At 75.8% G+C, this 18,495-nt stretch carries 22 protein-coding genes; 13 read left to right on the forward strand and 9 right to left on the reverse strand.

The window, feature by feature from the left end; genetic code table 11:
• The first annotated feature begins 279 nt into the window (after positions 1-279).
• Both H7K62_RS18290 and H7K62_RS18295 read left to right on the forward strand, forming a co-directional pair.
• Positions 280-1,269 carry a squalene cyclase gene (locus tag H7K62_RS18290; RefSeq protein WP_186721281.1) on the forward strand — a complete coding sequence of 330 codons (990 nt, stop codon included), beginning with the start codon at positions 280-282 and terminating at the stop codon, positions 1,267-1,269.
• A 35-nt stretch (positions 1,270-1,304) separates the two neighbouring features.
• On the forward strand, positions 1,305-2,858 hold the full coding sequence (locus H7K62_RS18295; RefSeq protein WP_186721283.1) for an AAA family ATPase: 1,554 nt from the start codon (positions 1,305-1,307) through the stop codon (positions 2,856-2,858).
• Positions 2,859-2,927: 69 nt separating this feature from the next.
• On the opposite strand, the gene H7K62_RS18300 is transcribed toward H7K62_RS18295, so the two are convergent.
• Positions 2,928-4,001, reverse strand: a complete 1,074-nt coding sequence (locus H7K62_RS18300) for an alkene reductase (RefSeq protein WP_186721285.1) — start codon at positions 3,999-4,001, stop codon at positions 2,928-2,930.
• Between the two features lie 77 nt (positions 4,002-4,078).
• Positions 4,079-4,582 carry a MarR family winged helix-turn-helix transcriptional regulator gene (locus H7K62_RS18305; RefSeq protein ID WP_370591843.1) on the reverse strand — a complete coding sequence of 168 codons (504 nt, stop codon included), beginning with the start codon at positions 4,580-4,582 and terminating at the stop codon, positions 4,079-4,081.
• A gap of 62 nt (positions 4,583-4,644) precedes the next feature.
• Between H7K62_RS18305 and H7K62_RS18310 the strand changes: the two genes are divergently transcribed.
• On the forward strand, positions 4,645-4,896 hold the full coding sequence (locus tag H7K62_RS18310; RefSeq protein WP_186721287.1) for a hypothetical protein: 252 nt from the start codon (positions 4,645-4,647) through the stop codon (positions 4,894-4,896).
• A gap of 16 nt (positions 4,897-4,912) precedes the next feature.
• On the opposite strand, the gene H7K62_RS18315 is transcribed toward H7K62_RS18310, so the two are convergent.
• Complete coding sequence (locus H7K62_RS18315) at positions 4,913-5,212, reverse strand: antibiotic biosynthesis monooxygenase family protein (RefSeq protein ID WP_186721295.1); 300 nt, start codon at positions 5,210-5,212, stop codon at positions 4,913-4,915.
• Positions 5,213-5,254: 42 nt separating this feature from the next.
• Positions 5,255-6,190 (reverse strand): GmrSD restriction endonuclease domain-containing protein, encoded by a 936-nt coding sequence (locus H7K62_RS18320; protein ID WP_186721297.1) that lies wholly within the window; start codon positions 6,188-6,190, stop codon positions 5,255-5,257.
• Between the two features lie 153 nt (positions 6,191-6,343).
• On the opposite strand from H7K62_RS18320, the gene H7K62_RS18325 reads away from it, so the two are divergent.
• Both H7K62_RS18325 and H7K62_RS18330 read left to right on the forward strand, forming a co-directional pair.
• A complete protein-coding gene (locus tag H7K62_RS18325; protein ID WP_186721299.1) occupies positions 6,344-6,613 on the forward strand; it encodes a helix-turn-helix transcriptional regulator in 270 nt (89 codons plus the stop codon).
• Positions 6,610-7,119 (forward strand): hypothetical protein, encoded by a 510-nt coding sequence (locus H7K62_RS18330; RefSeq protein ID WP_186721301.1) that lies wholly within the window; start codon positions 6,610-6,612, stop codon positions 7,117-7,119. The genes H7K62_RS18325 and H7K62_RS18330 overlap by 4 nt, the downstream gene beginning before the upstream one ends.
• Before the next feature lie 13 nt (positions 7,120-7,132).
• On the opposite strand, the gene H7K62_RS24255 is transcribed toward H7K62_RS18330, so the two are convergent.
• The 4 genes from H7K62_RS24255 to H7K62_RS18350 form a co-directional block, all read right to left on the reverse strand.
• Positions 7,133-8,209, reverse strand: coding sequence for a GNAT family N-acetyltransferase (locus tag H7K62_RS24255; RefSeq protein WP_186721303.1), 1,077 nt, complete (start codon positions 8,207-8,209; stop codon positions 7,133-7,135).
• A 110-nt stretch (positions 8,210-8,319) separates the two neighbouring features.
• Positions 8,320-8,607, reverse strand: coding sequence for a YciI family protein (locus H7K62_RS18340; RefSeq protein WP_186721305.1), 288 nt, complete (start codon positions 8,605-8,607; stop codon positions 8,320-8,322).
• An 84-nt stretch (positions 8,608-8,691) separates the two neighbouring features.
• On the reverse strand, positions 8,692-9,423 hold the full coding sequence (locus tag H7K62_RS18345) for a class I SAM-dependent methyltransferase (RefSeq protein ID WP_222437850.1): 732 nt from the start codon (positions 9,421-9,423) through the stop codon (positions 8,692-8,694).
• Complete coding sequence (locus H7K62_RS18350) at positions 9,420-10,439, reverse strand: FAD-dependent oxidoreductase (RefSeq protein ID WP_186721307.1); 1,020 nt, start codon at positions 10,437-10,439, stop codon at positions 9,420-9,422. The genes H7K62_RS18345 and H7K62_RS18350 overlap by 4 nt, the downstream gene beginning before the upstream one ends.
• A gap of 78 nt (positions 10,440-10,517) precedes the next feature.
• Here H7K62_RS18350 and H7K62_RS18355 point away from each other — a divergent pair, with 78 nt between their 5' ends.
• Positions 10,518-11,132: a helix-turn-helix domain-containing protein gene (locus H7K62_RS18355; protein ID WP_370591844.1), complete on the forward strand. Its 615-nt coding sequence runs from the start codon at positions 10,518-10,520 to the stop codon at positions 11,130-11,132.
• A 303-nt stretch (positions 11,133-11,435) separates the two neighbouring features.
• A complete protein-coding gene (locus H7K62_RS18360) occupies positions 11,436-12,326 on the forward strand; it encodes a hypothetical protein (protein WP_186721309.1) in 891 nt (296 codons plus the stop codon).
• A gap of 21 nt (positions 12,327-12,347) precedes the next feature.
• On the opposite strand, the gene H7K62_RS18365 is transcribed toward H7K62_RS18360, so the two are convergent.
• Positions 12,348-13,271: a DUF3626 domain-containing protein gene (locus H7K62_RS18365; RefSeq protein ID WP_370591845.1), complete on the reverse strand. Its 924-nt coding sequence runs from the start codon at positions 13,269-13,271 to the stop codon at positions 12,348-12,350.
• A 141-nt stretch (positions 13,272-13,412) separates the two neighbouring features.
• Here H7K62_RS18365 and H7K62_RS18370 point away from each other — a divergent pair, with 141 nt between their 5' ends.
• The 6 genes from H7K62_RS18370 to H7K62_RS18395 all read left to right on the forward strand — a co-directional run bounded on the left by H7K62_RS18370 (position 13,413) and on the right by H7K62_RS18395 (position 18,485).
• Positions 13,413-14,252, forward strand: coding sequence for a DUF2127 domain-containing protein (locus H7K62_RS18370; protein ID WP_222437852.1), 840 nt, complete (start codon positions 13,413-13,415; stop codon positions 14,250-14,252).
• Positions 14,253-14,320: 68 nt separating this feature from the next.
• Positions 14,321-15,550 (forward strand): histidinol-phosphate transaminase, encoded by a 1,230-nt coding sequence (locus tag H7K62_RS18375; protein WP_370591846.1) that lies wholly within the window; start codon positions 14,321-14,323, stop codon positions 15,548-15,550.
• Positions 15,547-16,167, forward strand: coding sequence for an imidazoleglycerol-phosphate dehydratase HisB (gene hisB, locus H7K62_RS18380; protein ID WP_186721315.1), 621 nt, complete (start codon positions 15,547-15,549; stop codon positions 16,165-16,167). The genes H7K62_RS18375 and hisB overlap by 4 nt, the downstream gene beginning before the upstream one ends.
• Positions 16,168-16,174: 7 nt before the next feature.
• A complete protein-coding gene (locus H7K62_RS18385; protein ID WP_186721317.1) occupies positions 16,175-16,681 on the forward strand; it encodes a hypothetical protein in 507 nt (168 codons plus the stop codon).
• Positions 16,678-17,586, forward strand: a complete 909-nt coding sequence (locus tag H7K62_RS18390; RefSeq protein ID WP_186721319.1) for a LysR family transcriptional regulator — start codon at positions 16,678-16,680, stop codon at positions 17,584-17,586. The genes H7K62_RS18385 and H7K62_RS18390 overlap by 4 nt, the downstream gene beginning before the upstream one ends.
• A complete protein-coding gene (locus H7K62_RS18395) occupies positions 17,583-18,485 on the forward strand; it encodes a LysR family transcriptional regulator (protein ID WP_186721320.1) in 903 nt (300 codons plus the stop codon). Before H7K62_RS18390 ends, H7K62_RS18395 begins: the two co-directional genes overlap by 4 nt.
• Positions 18,486-18,495 lie beyond the last annotated feature (10 nt).

The raw sequence follows: 18,495 nt of genomic DNA on the forward strand, positions 1-18,495 counted from the left end.
GTCGAGTAACTAACCAGGTAACCGGGGCGGCGTCAACACCCCGCGGTGCGTTCTCTGGTGTGCGCTGCCGCGACGTGTCGGAACCCCGTCGCGAGGTGTCGGAACCCGGGCCCCGTTCCGGCACGACGCGACGGGGTTCCGACACCTCCTGACAGCGACTCGGCAGATCGCGCCCGCCACCCGCCGGCCGCCACCCGCCGGCCGGCCCGCACTGCCGCCGCAGGTGCTGCTGGGCGCGCAGCGGCCCGCTGTCACCGTGCGGGTCTAGCGTCGGTGGGTGTGACCGACGACGAGGTCCTCACGTGGCTGCTCGACTCCGACCCGGCGCTGCGCTGGCAGGTCCAGCGCGATCTCGCCGGCGAGCCCCAGGAGGTCTGGGAGGCCACGCGCGCCCGCACGGCCACCGAGGGCTTCGGCGCCCGCCTGCTGGCCCTCCAGGACGACGACGGCCAGTGGGCGGGCGGACCCTTCTTCCCCCGCGAGGTCCGCGAGGGCACCTTCCCCGACGAGCCCGGCCAGCCCTACACCGCCACCACGTGGTCGCTGAACCAGCTGCGGGAGTGGGGCGTGCCCGCCTCCGCGCTGCGGCCCGGCACCGCCGAGCTGCTCGCCGCCGTGCGCTGGGAGTACGAGGACCTGCCGTTCTGGGGCGGCGAGGTGGACGTGTGCATCAACGCCTTCACCCTCGCCAACGGGGCGTGGCTCGGCGCCGACGTCTCCGCTGTCGAGGCGTGGTTCCCCGCCCACCAGCTCGACGACGGCGGGTGGAACTGCGAGTGGGTGGAGGGCTCGACCCACGGCTCCTTCCACTCCACCCTCAACGCGGTGGTCGGCCTGCTCGACCACGAGCAGCGCACCGGCGGCTCCGACGCGCTGCGGGCCGCCCGCCACCGCGGCGAGCAGTACCTGCTCGACCGCCACCTCCTGCGTCGGCTCAGCACCGGGGAGCCGCTGGGGCCCTGGGCCACCCACTTCGCCTACCCGTACCGGTGGACCTACAGCGCCCTGCGCGCCGCCGACCACCTGCGCGCGGCGGCCCTGCGCGACGGGCGCACTCCCGACCCGCGGCTCTCCGAGGCGATCGCGGTGGTCCGTGCCGCGCGCGACGACGACGGCACCTGGCACCAGCAGGGACGCCATCCCGGACGCGTGTGGTTCGACGTCGACAGCGGGGTCGGTGAGCCGTCGCGGTGGCTGACGTTCCACGCGCTGAGGCTGCTGGCGTGGTGGGACGGGCCGGTCGTCGAGGAGCATCCGGCTGGGGGATGACGCGCAGAGGTGATCACCGCCCCCACCATGCAGGGGTGACGGACGCCGACAGCCCCGACAGCACGGCCAGCCCCAGCGACGACCGCGCCGACCTCGCCCGCGCCGTCGTCGGCTTCATCGAGTGGGCGCACGAGACGAGCGGCCAGCGGCTGCAGCCCCTCGTGCGGCGCCTGCGCGACCACGTGGGCGAGGGGGCGCTCGACCAACCGGTGGTCACCAAGGACCTGTCCGCCTTCGAGCGCGTCAACCTGCAGCTGGCGCTGGACCAGTGGCTCGCCGAGCCCGCCCGTTCGGTGGAGGTCCTGGGCTACTCGATGCCGCCGGGCTGGGCCGAGGTCGACGTCCTGCAGATCCTGCACGGCGCGCACCTGCCGCCGATGCGCGCGACGGCGCCCGCCGTCGACGACCTCCCGTCAGGGCCCGGTCGCACCACGGCCGTGTGGAGCGCGGTGCTCCTGCTGGTGGACGACCACCGGGGCCGCCACGTGGTGCACGTCAGGGCGCCCGACGCGCGGCACGGGCAGCAGTCGCTGACGGTGGAGGTCGCCGGGCTGCCCACGGACCAGGCGCAGGCGCTGCTGGGCGAGCTCGAGGCCCTGCGCTCCTCCAGGAACGTCTACCGCGGCCAGGTGCTCGAGCTGGGAGCGGACCCCCAGGGCTGCCTCACGGTCCGCTTCCCCGAGCTGCCGCGCACCGAGCGCGACGACGTGATCCTTCCCGACGCGGTGCTCGCGCGGGTGGAGCGGCACACGCTCGCCGTCGCCGCCCGCCGCGAGGTGCTCCGGGCCAGCGGCCAGCACCTCAAGCGCGGTCTGCTGCTCTACGGGCCGCCGGGCACCGGCAAGACCCACACCACCCGCTACGTCGTGACGCACCTGCCCGGCACCACGGCGCTGCTGCTGTCCGGACGCGCCCTGCACCTCATCGGGGCGGTGGCGGAGATGGCCCGCGAGCTCCAGCCGGCGGTGCTCGTCCTGGAGGACGTCGACCTCGTCGCCGAGGACCGCTCCTACGGCGGCGAGACCAACCCCGTCCTGTTCGAGCTCCTCGACGCGATGGACGGCGCCGCCGCCGACGCGGACCTGCTGTTCCTGCTGACCACCAACCGCGCCGAGGCCCTCGAGCGGGCGCTCGCGGCGCGACCGGGGCGCGTGGACGTGGCGCTGCAGATCGGGTTGCCGGACGCGGACGCACGCCGGCGCCTGCTGCGCCTCTACGCCCGCTCCGTGCCGCTGACGGCGGCGGACGACGTGGTGGAGGAGGTGGTGTCCCGCACCGAGGGCGTGACCGCGTCCTTCGTCAAGGAGCTGGTCCGCCGGGCGGTGCTCGACGCGGCGCTGGCGCACGAAGACGCCGCGAGCGGAGGGGCCGCCGTCCGCGAGGTCAGCGGCCAGAACCTGCGCAACGCCCTGGACGACCTGCTGGACTCCACCCAGACCCTCACCCGAGCCCTGCTCGGCGTCCCCGTCGGTGAGGGGGCGCAGCCGCTGTCACCGGCGCGGGACGGCCTGGTGTCCGCCGTCGACGACGTCGTGACGGAGCAGGAGGAGCGCTCGCGGGCGGCCGGGCCCCGCCAGGACCCGCACTGACCCCACGTGATCATGGGCGTCGTGCGCAGGAGTGCGCACGACGCCCATGATCACGGACGGGGAGGTGGGTCAGAGGGCGAGGCGCGGGTAGTCGGTGTAGCCCTGCGCGCCGCCGCCGTAGAACGTGGAGCTGTCAGGCTCGTTCTCGTCGGCCCCCACGCGCCAGCGCTCCGCGAGGTCGGGGTTGGCGATGACGGGGCGGCCCACCGCCACGGCGTCGGCGACGCCGTCCGCCACCAGCTGCTGGGCGGTCTCGCGGGTGCTCGGCGCGCCGAAGCCGTTGTTGGCCACGAGCGGGGCGCCGACGCGGCGGCGCAGGTCCTGCACGAGGTGGCCGCCGAGGTCGGCGTGGAGCACGGACAGGTACGCCAGGTCGAGGTCGGCGATGCCGGTGGCGAGCGCCGCGTAGGTGGCGGCGACGTCGTCGGCGTCCTTCTCCCAGACGTCCTGGATGTTGTGGGCGGGGCTGATGCGCAGCCCCGTGCGGCCGGCGCCGACGGCCTCGGCCACGGCGCGGACGGTCTCCACCACGAAGCGTGCGCGGGCCTCCGGCGAGCCGCCGTACAGGTCGGTGCGGGTGTTGGAGGCGGGGGAGAGGAACTCGTGCAGCAGGTAGCCGTTGGCGCCGTGCACCTCCACGCCGTCCAGGCCGGCGGCCACGGCGCGCTTCGAGGCGGTCACGAACTGCTCGCGCACCTCCTCGATCTCGTCGAGGGTCAGCGCGTGGGGCGCCTGGTACGGCTGCTTGCCGTGGGGACCGTGCACCTCGCCGTCGATGGCGACCGCGCTGGGAGCCACGATCCGGTCGGTGCCGGTGATGTCGACGTGCGAGACGCGGCCGGCGTGCATGACCTGCATGACGATGGTGCCGCCGGCCTCGTGCACGGCCTCGGCGACGCGGCCCCAGGCGTCCTGCTGCTCGTCGGTGGTGATGCCCGGCTGACCGGGGTAGCCCTGGCCCTCCTTGGCGGGGTAGGTGCCCTCGGTGACGATCAGGCCGAGGCTCGCGCGCTGCGCGTACATCTCGGCCACCAGGTCACCCGGCACCCCGGCCTCGCCGGAGCGCAGGCGCGTCAGGGGCGCCATGACGATGCGGTTGGACAGCTTGAGGTCGCCGAACACGGCGGGGGTGAAGAGATCCACGGTGTGTGCCAACGACCGGCCGTGGGCGATGTGTTCCAACGTTCAACGACAGTGGCGATCGCCACAGATCGGCGTCGTCAGGTTTGGGGCCGGCCCGGCGGGGGAGGCCCGGCGGCCGTGGCCGCGGAGATCACCGCGGTGAGGGAGTCGCGCAGGGCCACGAGGTCGCCGACGTCCATCCCCAGTCGCGCCATCACCGCGCGCGGCACGGCCAGCGCCTCCTCGCGCAGTGCCGCCCCCCGCTCGGTGAGCTCGACGACGACGACGCGCTCGTCCCGCTCGTCGCGGGCCTTGGTGACCAGGCCCGTGCCGGCCAGGCGCTTGAGGAGCGGCGAGAGGGTGCCGGAGTCGAGCTGGAGCAGTCCGCCGAGCTCCTTCACGGTCAGGCGGCGGTGCTGCCAGAGCGCCAGCATCACCAGGTACTGCGGGTGGGTGAGGCCCAGCGGCTCCAGGACCGGCCGGTAGAGCGCGATGACGCTGCGCGCGGCCACCGCCAGCGCGAAGCAGACCTGCTGGTCGAGGGCGAGCAGGTCCGTCGGCTCCGTCGGGGCCGGCTGGGCACCGGGCGCGCTGGTCGTCACAGGGGCCAGCCTACCGACCAGTGGCGTACCATCTGGTTGTACACAACCGATCAGGTGGGGGAGTGGGCGACGTGTCGTTCCTGCGCAGGGTGTTCGGCCGGCTCGACCGCGCCGTCGGCTCCGTTGAGCAGAACCTGAAGGCCGTCTACGGAGGGGCCCAGGTGGACGAGCAGCAGGCGGGGACCCAGGCCGCCCGCGCCGAGCACCGCCTGACGGGTGTGCAGGGCCAGTTCGAGGTGCACCGGGACGCCACCGGCCGCACGTACCTCGTCTCCAAGCCGCCGTCGCGCGAGGGCGCAGGCGACGAGGAGTGACGAGGAGCGACGGCGCTCAGGGGGAGTCCGGCACCTCGAACTGCACCCTCACGATCTGCTCGCACAGCGGCGCGAAGAGCTCCCGGCGGATGCGGTTGTGCTCCTCGTCGACGTCGTAGGTGCGGTAGCTGGCCTCGTCCACCCAGTCGTTGGTGATGGCGAAGTCCCACGGCTGGTCGCGCAGGCGCAGGTCCGTCCCCACCCGGCACGCCAGCCGGCCAGCGGACTCGAGGGCCGCGACGGCGTCGAGCCCCGGTTGCACCTCCGCCAGGGCCACGCCCTCGCGGAGCTTGCCGACCACCACGTTGCGGATCACCGGGCCACGGTCGCACGCCGCGGCTCCTGCCGCCCCTGGTGGTCAGGTGCAGGCGACGCCGTCCCCGTCCCGGTCCAGCCGGGGGTTCCAGCCCGGGTCGCCGCTGTGCAGCGGGGTCGCCCCGGCGGCCTTCGCGGCGGAGCAGCTCCCGTACGGAGCGGTCGTCGCCGAGGCTGACGCCGTCGTCGTCGCCCCCGACGGCGCAGTCGACGGTCGCGGGCCGACCCCGCCGTCGTCGCGCGGCAGGTGCTCGCCCGGGCAGGTGCTCAGCACGTCGGCCATCGCGTCGTGCTCGGCCTGCGTGACCCAGACCCCGTACTTGACCTTCACCGCGATCTGCCGCGCCACGTACTGGCACCGGAAGCCCTTGTTGGGCGGCAGCCACGTGGCGGCGTCGCCGTCGCCCTTCGCCGCGTTCAGCGGCCCGTCCACGGCGAGCAGGTTCAGCGGGTCGTTGGCGAACTGCTCCCGCTTCTCCAGCGGCCACTGCTGCGCCCCGGTCTGCCACGCGTCGGACAGCGCCACGAGGTGGTCGATCTGCACCTCGGAGCTGCGCGGCCCGCGCTGGAACCGGATCTGCTTGGGCGTGTACGGGTCCACCAGCACCCCGCTGGAGACCTGGCAGGGATCGGTGCGGCTGTAGACGACGTCGGTCATGTCCCGCGCCAGCACGTCGTCCCGGGTGTCGCAGCCGTTCGCGTCGACGTCCTGCCACGCCTGCCCGAACTGCTCGCGCGAGTACCCGGTCTTCGGCGCCTTGCCCTTGACCGGCAGCGTCGCCAGCGCGGCCGCGGCGGAACCCGCGGGTGCCGGCTGCGTGCTGCGCTGCCCGGACCCGAGCAGGTCCGCGAGGCCGCCGAGGCCACCGGCGGAGCGGGCGATGAGCACGAGGAGCACGACGAGGACGACCGCGACGACGACGACGCCGACGCGCGACCGCACAGGACGGGTGGCCCCCCGGGGGGAAGTCCGGGACACGCGCCGAGCCTGTCACGCCAGCCCCTCCCCGCGCAGCGCCACCGCCGGCACCTGTGGACGGGCGAGGCCGTGCGCCTCGTCGTCGTCGTCGACCTGTGGACGCATGGCAGCACCTCTTGAACCATTCGTAGCATTAATGCTACGAATAGAGGCATGGGCAGGACCCCGCGCAGCAGTGAAGATGCGGTGCACGACCGCATCGCCGTGCTGCGGGCCGAGCGGCGCGCCAGCCGCAAGGAGCTCGCCGAGGCCGTCGGCGTGCACCCGCAGACGATCGGCTACCTCGAGCGGGGCGAGTACAGCCCGTCACTGGCCCTTGCCCTGCGCATCGCCCGGTTCTTCGACCTGCCCGTCGAGGCCGTGTTCAGCCTCGAGCCCCTGCCCCCGCTCAGCGCCGAGCTCTACGGAAGGACAGCCCGATGAACGCCGCGACCCGCTCCCGCTCCACCAGCCGCACGACCGGCCTGGCCGCCACCTTCGAGGACGAGCGCTACACCTGGACCCGCCGGCGCACCGTGCGCCGCGCGGCGGTCGGGGTGGAGGCCGCCGTCGTCGGGTTCCTCACCGGGGTCCCGCTCGTGGCCGCGCTCGGCGGAGCGGACGGCGCCGCCCCGGTGGTCTGCTGGGTGGCGGCGTGCCTGGTGTTCATCCCCGTGCACTCGGTGGTGAACCTCGGCGTCCGAGGGGTCTTCGACCGCCGCGAGACCACCCTCGACGAGGTGCAGCGCGCCATGCGCGACGCGGCGACCTCCGCGGTGAACCCGCTGCGGGTCGTCCTGGGGCTGCTCGCCGTGGTGGCCGCGGTGCTCGTGGCGCAGCACGGCGGCGGGACGGCCTCAGGGCTGGCCGTCGGCTTCGCCCTGTGGTTCGCGAGCTGGCTGCTCTCCACCTGGCACCTCGCCTGGACCCTCCCCGACGAGGAGGACTGACCACCCGCCGCGGTCACGAGGGGGTGGAGAGGACGACGACGGGCTGGCCGGCCCAGACGTCCTCCTCCTGGACCACCAGCCCGAGCCGCTGCGCCACCGCGAGCGAGCGCCCGTTCGTGGCGGCGACGAAGCAAGCCACGCGCTCCAGCCCGAACCGCGGTGCCGCCTCCAGCCACGCCCGGCCCGCCTCCGTGGCGTAGCCGTGGCCCCAGGCGCGGCGGGCCAGGCGCCACCCCACCTCCACGGACTCCGGGCGGCGGCGGTGCCGGCCGAGCCCGCAGAAGCCGAGGAACGCGCCGTCGCCCACGCGCTCCACGGCCGCCAGCCCGAACCCGTGCACCTCGAAGCAGGCGTCGGCGTACCGGGCGAGCCGGTCCGAGGCGGCGCGGTCCAGCGGACCGGAGCTGAAGTGCTCCATGACCTCGGGGTCGGCGTTCATCGCGGCGAACGGCTCCAGGTCCGCCTCTCGCCAGCGGCGCAGGAGCAGCCGCTCGGTCCTGAGCACCACCTCCGGCTCGCCGCGAGCCGCCCACCCGCCGAAGCGGTGGCCCGCTGCGAGCAGCGACGCCGGCACGGCCACCTGCTCGGGACGGGCGTGCACGCGGGCGCGCAGGTCCCCGACCGCGCGGGCCACCGTCGTCGTCGCCGTGTCGACGACGACGGCGGCGGGCTCGTCGGGATCGCGCCGCCACGCCGGCCGGCCGGTGACGTCCTCCCAGGTGGGGACGACCTGGCCGGGCAGGTCCGCGGTGCGCTCGCGCACCCGCCGCTCGTGCAGGGCGGGATCGGAGCAGACGACGTCCACCTCCAGCAGCGGCACCCCGACCTCGTCGGCGAGCGTCCGCCAGCCGTCGCGGGCGGCGCGCACGGGGTTCACCGCGTCGAGGACGGCGTGGCGGCCGCTGCGCAGCGCGTCCCCGGCCACGGCGTGCGCGAGGCGGTAGCCGGTGGCGTCGCCGTCCCCGTCCCGCACGCCCAGGGCGGCCTCGAAGGCGTCGACGCGCACGTGCGGGGCACCGAGGGAGCGGGCGAGCTCCCGCGCCAGCGTCGTCTTTCCGACCCCGGGCAGGCCGCTGAGCACCACGAGCACGCCCCCACCCTCTCACCGTGATCATGGACTTCCGGAGCAGGTGTTCCGGAAGTCCATGATCACGGTCGGAAAGTGCTTCGGAAGTCCATGATCACGGACGGGCGGGTGGGTCAGGAGGTGGGGAAGGCGCCCTTGAGGCTGCCGCCCACCACGGTCCAGCCGACCGTGCGCCGCTCGGCGACGATGCCGCCGTCGGTGACGAACGGGTCCTGGTCGACGGTCGCGTCGACCTCCGAGGCGGACGCGCCCTCGAAGACGAGCACCGCGCCGTCGGCGTCGGTGGGGCCCGAGACCAGCAGGCCCGGGAGCGTGCCGAGCCACTCCCGGTGCGTCGGGCGCAGCGCGTCGCGCCGTGCCGAGTCGGCTGTGTACGAGTACGTCACCACGAAGACGGCCATGCCTGCAGTCTCGCCCACCGCCCGGCAGCCCCTCCCCGCCCCCTCCCCGTGACGATCAAGGAAGTCGTCGTGGGAGGGGGGAGGTCAGGGGAGGCGGTGGACGAGGACCACGCTGTCCTCGAGGTGCCCGTGCTGGTCGCCGGGCCCGGCGGCCGGGCGTCCGGCGACCTCCGCGCGCACCACCTCCCACCCGTGGCCCCCGCCGGCGTCGAGGGCCAGGTCGGCCAGCACCTGCTGCGGCGTGGGCCAGCCGACCGCCTCGCGGTCCAGCTGCGACCACGGCGGCGGCTCGGCGTGGTCCACCACCAGCAGGTGCCCGCCGGGGGCCACCGCGGCGGCCGCGCGCCGCAAAACCTCCGCCCGCGGCCAGCCCACCGGCGCCTGGAGGAACTGGGCGTTGACCAGCTCGAACTCGCCCTCGGGGAACGTCCGCGTCAGGTCGTGCCGCTCGAGGACGACGTCGACGCCCCGCGCAGCCGCCAGGCCGCGCGCCTTCGCCACGGCGGCGTGAGCGACGTCCACCCCCGTCACCGCCCACCCGCGCTCCGCGAGCCAGATGACGTCGCCGCCCTCGCCGCAGCCCAGGTCGAGCGCGCGCCCCGCCGTCACACCGCGCGCCTCCAGGGCCGCCACGGCCTCGACGAGCCGGGCGTTGGCGTTGCCGCTCCACCGGGTGCCGTCGCCGCTGTACAGCTCCTCCCACCACGCCGGCAGGCCTTCGGCCGAGTCCGGCAGCGGCGGCATCTCGCGCGGCGGCCCCCCGTGCCCGTGGCCGTGGTCGTGCCCGTGGTCGTGCCCGTGCTGGTGGTCGCTCATCGTGCTGCTCCCTGCAGGAGGAGGGCGCCCGCGACGTCCTCGCGGGCCAGGTCCATCGTCATCGCCGCGCCGGCCTGCATCCCCGCCGCCGTCACCGCGGGCACCGTCGCCATCGGGGCGGAGGCGTTGCCCGCCGCCCACACCCCCGGGACGCTCGTCAGCCCGGTCGGGTCCGCCACCACGGCGCTCGTGGCCGCGACCACCCCCATGAGCTCCACGTCCGCGACCTCCACGCCCAGCGCCGCGGTCAGCGACGCGTCGACCCGCACCTGCGAGGCCGCCACCACCGCGCCGACCTCCAGCGCGCGGCCGGAGGCCAGCCGCACGCGCACGCCGCCGCCGTGGTCGACGTCGTCGTCGTCGACCGGCTCCAGGGCCACCACCTCGCCGGCCACGAACTCCACCCCCACCGCCTGCAGCTGCTGCCGCTGCGACTCCTCGACCTCCGGACCGGTGTGCGACAGCACCAGCACGCGGTCGCTGACCTGGCGCCACAGCGTCGCGGCGTGGGCGGTCATCGCGCCCGTCGACAGCACCGCCACCGACCGGCCGCGCACCTCCCACCCGTGGCAGAACGGGCAGTGCAGCACGCGGCTGCCCCACAGCTCGCGCAGTCCCGGCAGGTCCGGGAGGACGTCGGTGCCGCTGTGGGCCAGGAGCAGGCGGCGCGCCGTCGTCGCCCTCCCGTCCTCGAGGACGACGGCGAAGCGCAGCGGCTCCCCGTCCCCGCTGCTGCGCTGCAGCGACGTGACGCGGCCGTCGACCACGGTGCCGCCGTACCCCGCCAGCTCCGCACGGCCCGCGGCGACGAGCTCGAGCGGTGGCGTCCCCTCCCGTCCGAGCAGGTTGTGGACGCCGTCGGCGGGGGCGTTGCGCGGCTGGCCGGCGTCGACCACCAGCACCGAGCGCCGCATGCGCGCCAGCGCCACGGCGCCCGCCAGTCCGGCGGCACCACCGCCGACCACCACGGCGTCGTACTGCTCGTCCAGCTGCTGCGGCAGCGGTGCTGAGGTCATGTCCCGACCCTGAGGCCGGGGCGGCCGTTTCGGCAAGCGCTGTTGCCGGAACAGCAACGGCGGGTGCACGCTGGGCCCGTGGTGGACAGGGCGACCGACGGTTCCGGCGACGACCTCGACGGCGTCCTGGACGCCGTCGGTCCGCGGCTCAAGGCGCTGCGCCAGCAGCGCGGCGCCACGCTCGCGCAGCTGTCCGAGGCCACGGGAATCTCGGTGAGCACGCTCAGCCGGCTCGAGTCCGGGCAGCGCCGCCCCACCCTGGAGCTGCTGCTCCCGCTGGCGAAGGCGCACGCCGTGGCCCTGGACGAGCTGGTCGGTGCGCCCGCCACGGGTGACCCCCGCGTGCACCTGCGCCCGCAGCGCGCGCACGGGCGCACGGTGGTTCCGCTGACGCGGCAGCCGGGCGGGCTGCAGGCCTGGAAGATCGTCATGGCGCCCGAGCCGGACCGGACGCCCGAGGGGGACGGGCTCAAGGTCCACGAGGGCTGGGAGTGGTTCTACGTGCTGGCCGGGAAGGTCCGCCTGGTGCTGGGCGAGCACGACCTCGTGCTCCGCGAGGGCGAGGTCGCCGAGTTCGACACCCGCACGCCGCACTGGTTCCACAACCCCGGGCCCGGACCGGCGGAGCTGCTCAGCCTGTTCGGGCCCCAGGGGGAGCGGATGCACGTGCGGGCCCGCACCCGCCGCGACTGACGCGTCGAGCGAGGGGCGCCCCCGGCCACCGGAAGGCCTCGGCGGGCGCGACGCCCAGCCTCTCCTCGGGCCTGTCACCGCGGTCTCCCAGCACGTCTTCGCCAGCAGTTCACCGCCGTTCCCACTTCCGTCCACCTCCTCGTGCAGGGCCGCTCGAGCGCTGGACCGCGGGCCTCGCCAGGTGCAAGATCCCGACCGGCACCCCCCCCTTGCGGTGGACACGACCCCCCCAGGGGCGGGCGGCCGTCCGCCGGTGGACACGCCACCGGGACCCTCTCGCCGAACCACGAGGAGTGCATCGAGATGGTGGAGCTGAACCGTCGTCACCTGCTGCTGGGAGGCGTCGCCTCCGTCGCCGGCGCCGGAGCCTTGCCCCTGCTGAGCGCCGCGCCCGCGGCGGCCGACGCGCGCTGGGCCCAGGTGACCTTCAGCGGGGTCCCCGGGGGCGGTGATCTGGTGACGTTCTACGGGGCGTGGGGCGTCCTGGGCGCCACGTACGCCGAGGGCCGCACCATCGTCGACCAGGCCCGCATGGACGTGTCCGACTCCGGCGTCAAGTACTGGACCAAGAGCCCGCGCGAGGGCCGTGCGCTCCCGCAGCAGCCGATCGACACGAACGGGGGCATCTTCAGGGAGAACAACCCCTACGAGCACTACCGCATCAACGTCGCCGGCTTCGGCGTGGTCGCCTACGGCGATCCGCAGCAGCGGATCCGCCTGCAGGTCATCGGGGCGAACGGCCAGCGCCACGAGGCGGACTTCGCCCGCTGGAACAACCCCGGCAACGTGCAGTCCCTGCTCAACACCTTCGTCGACCAGACCAACACCCTCAACCTGCAGTACCAGAACTACCGCAACGGCGTCCGGCAGTACGTCGGAGGGTTCGCCCCGGCCGTGGTCACGGGCATCGGTGCGCTCATCGTCACCGGCGCCAACCCCCTGACGATCATCGGTCTCATCGCCGCGGCCGCCACCGGCGGCATCGCGGCGATCGGCAACATCGCCAACCTCCAGAACACCTACCTCACCACCTACAACCAGATGATCGAGACGTTCGAGCGCCTCTTCGCGGCCATCGACCTCGACGGGGCGGACGTCGCCAGGTACAACGTCGGCGGTGTCCGCTGGAACAACGTCAACCGCCAGCTGGTGTCCCGCCCCGAGTTCACGGTGATCTCCGTCCCCAACCCCTGACCGGTGCTCACGGGCGTCCCGTCACCCCCGGCGGCGGGACGCCCGTGACGCCTCCGCGCCGCCGGGGACGCCGAACCGGGCCACGCAGTGCCACACCTGCTTGAGGTGCTGCGCGTCCCAGCGGCCCAGGGCCGCCGCCCGCCCGACCGCGGCCGTGTCGAGCACGCCGTCCGCCGTCACCGCCGCCGCGACCTCCCGCGCCACGCGCACCACCTCGCGGCCCCGGTACGCCGCGCACTCGGCCCGCGCCGCCAGCTCGGCCGCACTCACGGCGCAGCCGGCGCCCCACACCAGCGCGGCGCCCGTCGTCGTCCTGACCTCCTCGGCAGCGGAGTGCACGGCTGTGCCGCGGAAGCAGGGGTCGAGCACCACCGCCTCGACGTCGCGGGCGAGCAGCAGCTGCCCGTGCACGTGCGCCTCCACGTAGTCGTCGAGGGCGTCGAACCTCCCCGCTGCCCGCGCCGCAGCCGCGGCGGTCAGCGCGGGAGCAGCGGCCGCCGTCCCCAGCGCCTCCGGGCCGAGAGCGCTGTCCGGGAAGGCCAGCGTCACCCGCTGCAGCACCTCCGGTCGCAGCCGCAGCTGGCAGGAGCCGAACCGCGGAGCCGGACCGCGCGGGTCCCCGCCCGGCAGGGCCAGGGCGCCGTAGACGGGCCGCAGGCGCGCGGGCGCGGCGTCGTAGGCGCCACCGAACAGCTCCGACTCCCACCGCCAGCGGTCACCCCCGGGACGGGCGGTGAGTCCGCCGGCGCTGGTCCCGGTCTCGAACTGCGAGCGGTACCGGCCGTCAGCGGCGACGGCGGCGAGCGCCGGCAGGCCGCTGGCCGAGACCACCCGGTCGGGGTGGAGGTGGACGACGACGACGGCGCCCGCGGGCAGCGGCGGCCCGCCTCCGGCGGCGTCCACGCGCGCGGCGACGTGCGAGACCGCCCGCTGCGACGCCTGCACCCGGCCATGGTCGCCGACCCCGCCCGGGTGGTGGCGACCACGCTCGCCCGGTCGCCGGCCTCGACCGCGACAGGTGGCGCCCAGGACGCGTGCCGCGGGCATCCAGGTGCTTCCCAGCGAACGCGGGTACTACCGTCCGCTGTGACCTCCGTGCAGCAGAAGCGGCGCTGGCTCCCGCGGGTGCGGTGGGACCTCCTCGACTGCGCGCTGCAGGGCCACCACACCGTCGGCCACGACGTCGCCCGGGTCCGCCCCGAGGACGCGCTGGTGCTCCGGGAGGACTCCGACGGCTTCCGCTGGCACCGCTGCCTGCGCTGCGACTCCTGGCTCCCGGCCGCCGCGCCCTCCGCCGCCGAGGCGACCAGGGAGGAGCTGCCGCCGCGCCAGCAGATCGAGCTGCCGCTGCGCGGCCGCGTCCTGCGCGACAAGTACGTCCTGCGGCTCATCGCCCTCGACCGCGTGGTGCACGTGCTGGGCCTGGGCGTCCTGGCCGCGGCCGTGCTCGTCTTCTCCGGCAAGCGCGCCACCCTCGACCGGTGGTGGACGTGGGGCCTGGACTTCGTGCAGCAGCACGGCGTGGTCATCGACACCGCGCACGGGTTCCTGGCCAAGGTCTCCGGCTGGTTCTCGGCGCCGTCGAGCCACCTGCTGGTCATCGGGCTCGGGCTGGTCGCCTACGCCGCGCTGGAGGCCACCGAGGCGGTGGGCCTGTGGCTGGCCAAGCGGTGGGCGGAGTACCTGACCTTCGTGGCCACGAGCCTGCTCATGATCCCCGAGGTCGCCGACCTGGCCAGCGGCGTCAGCGCGACGGGGCTCGTGCTCTTCGGCCTCAACCTCGCCGTGGTCGTCTACCTCCTCCTCGCCAAGCGCCTCTTCGGGCTGCGCGGCGGGGGGAAGGCCGAGGCGGCGGAGCGCGAGGCGGACGCCGGCTGGTCGGCCCTGGAGCGCACCGCGCCCCCGTCCGCCACCCAGCCGGTCTGACGCCCCGGTCTGACGCCCGGTCTGATGCCTCAGGCCAGGTCGTCGCGGGATCACTACCCTGGTCCCCCGTGAGCCCCAGCACCCCCGGCCCGGCCGGCGCCCCCGCGCGCGGCCTGGTCTCGGACACCCCCCTGGACGACCTCCCGCTGCGCGAGGACCTGCGCGGCCACGCGCCCTACGGCGCGCCGCAGCTCGAGGTCGCCGTGCGGCTCAACACCAACGAGAACAGCCACGACGTCCCCGCCGAGGTCGTCGAGGCCGTGGTCGCCGCGATCGCCGAGCAGGTCCCGCACCTCAACCGCTACCCCGACCGCGAGGCCGACGCCCTGCGCGACGCGCTCGCGGCGTTCCTGCGCGCCCAGCCCGCCTCGCACGGCGTGCCGCTGACCCGCGGGAACGTGTGGGCCGCGAACGGGTCCAACGAGGTGCTGCAGCAGCTGCTGCAGGCGTTCGGCGGTCCCGGGCGCACCGCGGTCGGCTTCACGCCGTCCTACTCGATGCACCCGATCATCACGCAGACCTCCGGCACCGCCTGGGTGGACGGCAAGCGCGGTGACGGGTTCTCCCTCGACCCGTTCGACGTGGCGCAGCAGGTCGGCGCGGTGGGGGAGCACGGCGCCGACGTCGTGTTCCTCACCAGCCCGAACAACCCGACCGGCACGGCGCTCCCGCTCGACGTGGTCGAGGCCGCGTACGAGGCGACCAGCGGCATCGTCATCGTCGACGAGGCGTACGCCGAGTTCGCCCGCCCGCTGGGCGCCGGCGGCACCCCCAGCGCCATCACGCTGCTGCCCGGCCGCCCGCGCCTGGTGGTGACGCGCACCATGAGCAAGGCGTTCGCCTTCGCCGGCACGCGCGTCGGCTACCTCGCCGCCGACCCCGCCGTGGTCGACGCGCTGCGCCTGGTGCGCCTGCCCTACCACCTGTCCTCCCTCACGCAGGCCGCGGCGACCGCCGCGCTGGCCCACGCCGACGCGCTGCTGGCGACGGTCGAGGACACCAAGGCCCAGCGCGACCGGCTGGTGGCGGCGATGCCCACCCTCGGGCTGGTCGCCCTGCCCAGCGACGCCAACTTCGTGCTGGTGGGCGGCTTCGAGGACGCCCCCGCCACCTGGAAGGCGCTGCTGGCGCACGGCGTGCTGGTGCGCGACGTCGGCATCCCCGGCCACCTGCGCATCACCGCGGGCACCGCCGCCGAGACCGACGCGGTGCTCGCCGCGCTGGCCGCGGTGGTCGTGGAGGAGGAGCGCGCGGCGCACCCCGAGGACCAGCAGGACGACGACGAGGAGCAGGCATGAGCGGGCAGCGCACGGCGCGCATCGAGCGGGCCACCAGCGAGTCGAGCATCTCCCTGGAGCTCGACCTCGACGGCACGGGCCGCACCGAGATCAGCACGGGCGTGGCGTTCTACGACCACATGCTCACCGCGCTCGGCAAGCACTCCCTCATCGACCTGCGCGTGCGGGCCACCGGTGACACCCACATCGACGCCCACCACGTGGTGGAGGACACCGCCATCGTCCTCGGGCAGGCGCTGCGCCAGGCCCTGGGCGACAAGCGCGGCATCGCGAGGTTCGGCGACGCGCTGGTGCCGCTCGACGAGGCGCTCGCGCAGGCCGTGGTCGACGTGTCCGGGCGCCCGTTCGTCGTCCACACCGGTGAGCCCGACGGCTACGAGCACGTGCTCATCGGCGGCGGGGGCGGCGGCGTGCCCTACGCCGGCAGCCTGACGCGGCACGTCTTCGAGTCCATCGCGCTGCACGCCCACGTGTGCCTGCACGTGCGGCTGCTCGCCGGCCGCGACCCCCACCACGTCGCCGAGGCGCAGTACAAGGCGCTGGCCCGTGCGCTGCGCGCGGCGGTGGCGCTCGACCCGCGCGTCGACGGCGTCCCGTCCACCAAGGGCGCGCTGTGAGCGCCGCATGAAGTACGAGTTCCCCGGGGCGGGCGGCGGGGAGCTGTTCGACCCGTCGCAGGGCGCCCGCCGCGCGGTGCTCGTGCTCCCGGTGCTCGACGCCGACCGGGCCGCCGACCTGTGCGCCATGAGCGGTGTGGCGGCGGAGTGCGCCCCCGTCTCCGGCGCGGGCGTCGTGGCCGTGCCCGCGGCGCGCGACGGCGTGCTGCCCGGCCTGGCCGGGGTGGACGCCGCGGAGCGGCTCAGCCGGATGCTCCGGGGCCTCGACGTCGTCCTGCTGCTCACCGAGGGGGAGCAGGGGCAGGAGGGCCAGGTCACCGCGCAGACGTGGCGCGGTGGCCAGCAGGTCCCCGACGGCCGGCCCGCGGGGCTGCTGCTGGCCACGTGGCCCGGTGACGTGCTGCGGCTGCTGCTCGGCAGCCTGGAGGCGGCCGACGTCTCCGGCGCCGCCACGAGCGTCGGCCGCAGCCGCTGGACGGCGGTGCGCGGCATGCTCCGCGCCCGCCGCCGGTGAACCGGCGCCAGCTCGCCCTCTTCGTGGCCGTCCTCGACCACGGCAGCCTCGGAGCCGCGGCCGCGGCCACCGGCCTGGCCCAGCCGTCGGTCGCGCAGGCCCTGGACGCCCTGGAGGCGCAGCTCGGCGCCGTCCTGGTGCACCGCTCGAGCACCGGCACCACCCCCACCGCCGCGGGCCGGGCGCTCGAGCCCCACGCCCGCCAGCTGCTCCGCGGCTCCGGTGACGCCGCCGAGGCGGTGCGCGCCGCCGTGCAGGAGCACGCGCCGCGCACCGGCGGCGTCCTCGACGTCGCTGTCGAGGCGGTCCTCGCGGCCGACGCCGCCAGCGAGCTGCTCGGCGCCCTCAGCGCGAGCCACCCCGGCGTGCGCGTGCAGGTGCACGTCGCCGAGCACGACGACCGGGTCCTCGAGGCGCTGCTGGAGGGCCGGGCGGAGGTGGCCGTCGCCTCGCTGCCGCTGGGGCGCACCACCCCGAGCCGGGCCGCACCCCGGCTGGTGGTGCTGCCGCTCGGCACGCAGGAGGTGCTGGTGGGTCTGCCGCCCGGCAGCGACGACGCGCCCGACCCGCTGCCCCTGGCGGCGCTGGACGGCCGCGACGTCATCGGGGTGACCGACCACAGCCGCCGGGAGCGGCTGGTGTCGCGGGCGCTGGAGGCCGCCGGGGCCCGCCCGCGGGTAGCCGTGGAGACCGCCCACCGCGAGTCGGTGGCCGCGCTGGTGCTCGCCGGCGCGGGGGCGGGCTTCCTCAGCGGGGAGCTCGCGCAGCGGGCGGCCGGCGAGGGCGTGGTGCTGCGCCGGACCGAGCCGGCGGTGACCGCCGGCCACGCGCTGGTGCACCTGCACCGGGAGCTGTCTCCCGCCGCGCAGGCGCTGGTCGAGGTCGCGCGGGGCTGCTCCCCGTGAGCGCCCCGCTGCTGTCGGACGAGCGCCAGGCCCGGGTGCTGCTCGCCGTGGTGGACCAGGGGTCCATCACGGGCGCGGCCGCGCTGCTGGGGATGGCGCAGCCGTCCCTGTCCCAGGCGGTGCGCGCGATGGAGGCGGCCGCCGGGTGCGCGCTGTTCGAGCGGACGCCCCGCGGCACCGCGCCCACGGCCGCGGGCCGGTCCCTCGTCGAGCCCGCCCAGCGGCTGCTGCGGGACCTGGACGCCGCGCGGCGGGCCGTCTCCGACGTCGTGGCCCTGCGCTCGGGGACGCTCGACGTCGTGGCCCACGCCGCGGTGGCCTCCCACCCCCTGGCGGGGGCGGTGGGGCTCTTCCGCGCCGCCCACCCCGGTGTGCTCGTCCGGGTGCGGGACGCCCGCGACGACGCGCAGCTGGTGGCCGACCTCGTCCGGGGGCGCGCGGAGGTGGCGGTGGTGCAGCTGCCGCTGCCGTGCGACCTGCCCGCGGAGGCGCTGGGGGAGCAGGAGGTGTGGGCCGTGCTGCCGCCCGGGTCCGGGGGAGCGGGCGAGCCGCTGGCGCGGGCGGACGTGGCGCGGCTACCGCTGGTGGCGCTGCAGAACGGGGCCTCGGCGCGGGCGGCGCTGCGCGCCGAGCTGGCCGAGACCGGCCTGCCCCGCGCGTCGGTGGTCACCCCGCAGCCGGCCACCGTGCTGCCCCTGGTGCTGGCGGGGGCGGGGGCCGCGCTCGTGGACCGGCGCCACGCGCAGCGGGCCGCGGCGCTCGGCGGCGTCGTGCGTCCGCTCGACCCCCCGCTGCTCCTGCCGTTCGGCGCCGTGCGGGCCCCCGGGGCGGTCTCCTCGGCCGCAGAGGCCCTCGTGGCGGCGCTGCGCGAGGTCTGCGGCCGCTCCGGTCGCCCCTAGTCCGCTCCCC

Source organism: Quadrisphaera sp. RL12-1S (assembly GCF_014270065.1).
Lineage (GTDB): Bacteria > Actinomycetota > Actinomycetes > Actinomycetales > Quadrisphaeraceae > Quadrisphaera.

Coding starts and splice junctions, on each gene's coding strand:
- H7K62_RS18345 (WP_222437850.1), bottom strand. CDS start 9,423: ATGAGCGACCACCAGCACGGGCACGACCACGGGCACGACCACGGCCAC.
- H7K62_RS18360 (WP_186721309.1), top strand. CDS start 11,436: ATGGTGGAGCTGAACCGTCGTCACCTGCTGCTGGGAGGCGTCGCCTCC.
- H7K62_RS18350 (WP_186721307.1), bottom strand. CDS start 10,439: ATGACCTCAGCACCGCTGCCGCAGCAGCTGGACGAGCAGTACGACGCC.
- H7K62_RS18330 (WP_186721301.1), top strand. CDS start 6,610: ATGAACGCCGCGACCCGCTCCCGCTCCACCAGCCGCACGACCGGCCTG.
- H7K62_RS18340 (WP_186721305.1), bottom strand. CDS start 8,607: ATGGCCGTCTTCGTGGTGACGTACTCGTACACAGCCGACTCGGCACGG.
- H7K62_RS18325 (WP_186721299.1), top strand. CDS start 6,344: ATGGGCAGGACCCCGCGCAGCAGTGAAGATGCGGTGCACGACCGCATC.
- hisB (WP_186721315.1), top strand. CDS start 15,547: ATGAGCGGGCAGCGCACGGCGCGCATCGAGCGGGCCACCAGCGAGTCG.
- H7K62_RS18385 (WP_186721317.1), top strand. CDS start 16,175: ATGAAGTACGAGTTCCCCGGGGCGGGCGGCGGGGAGCTGTTCGACCCG.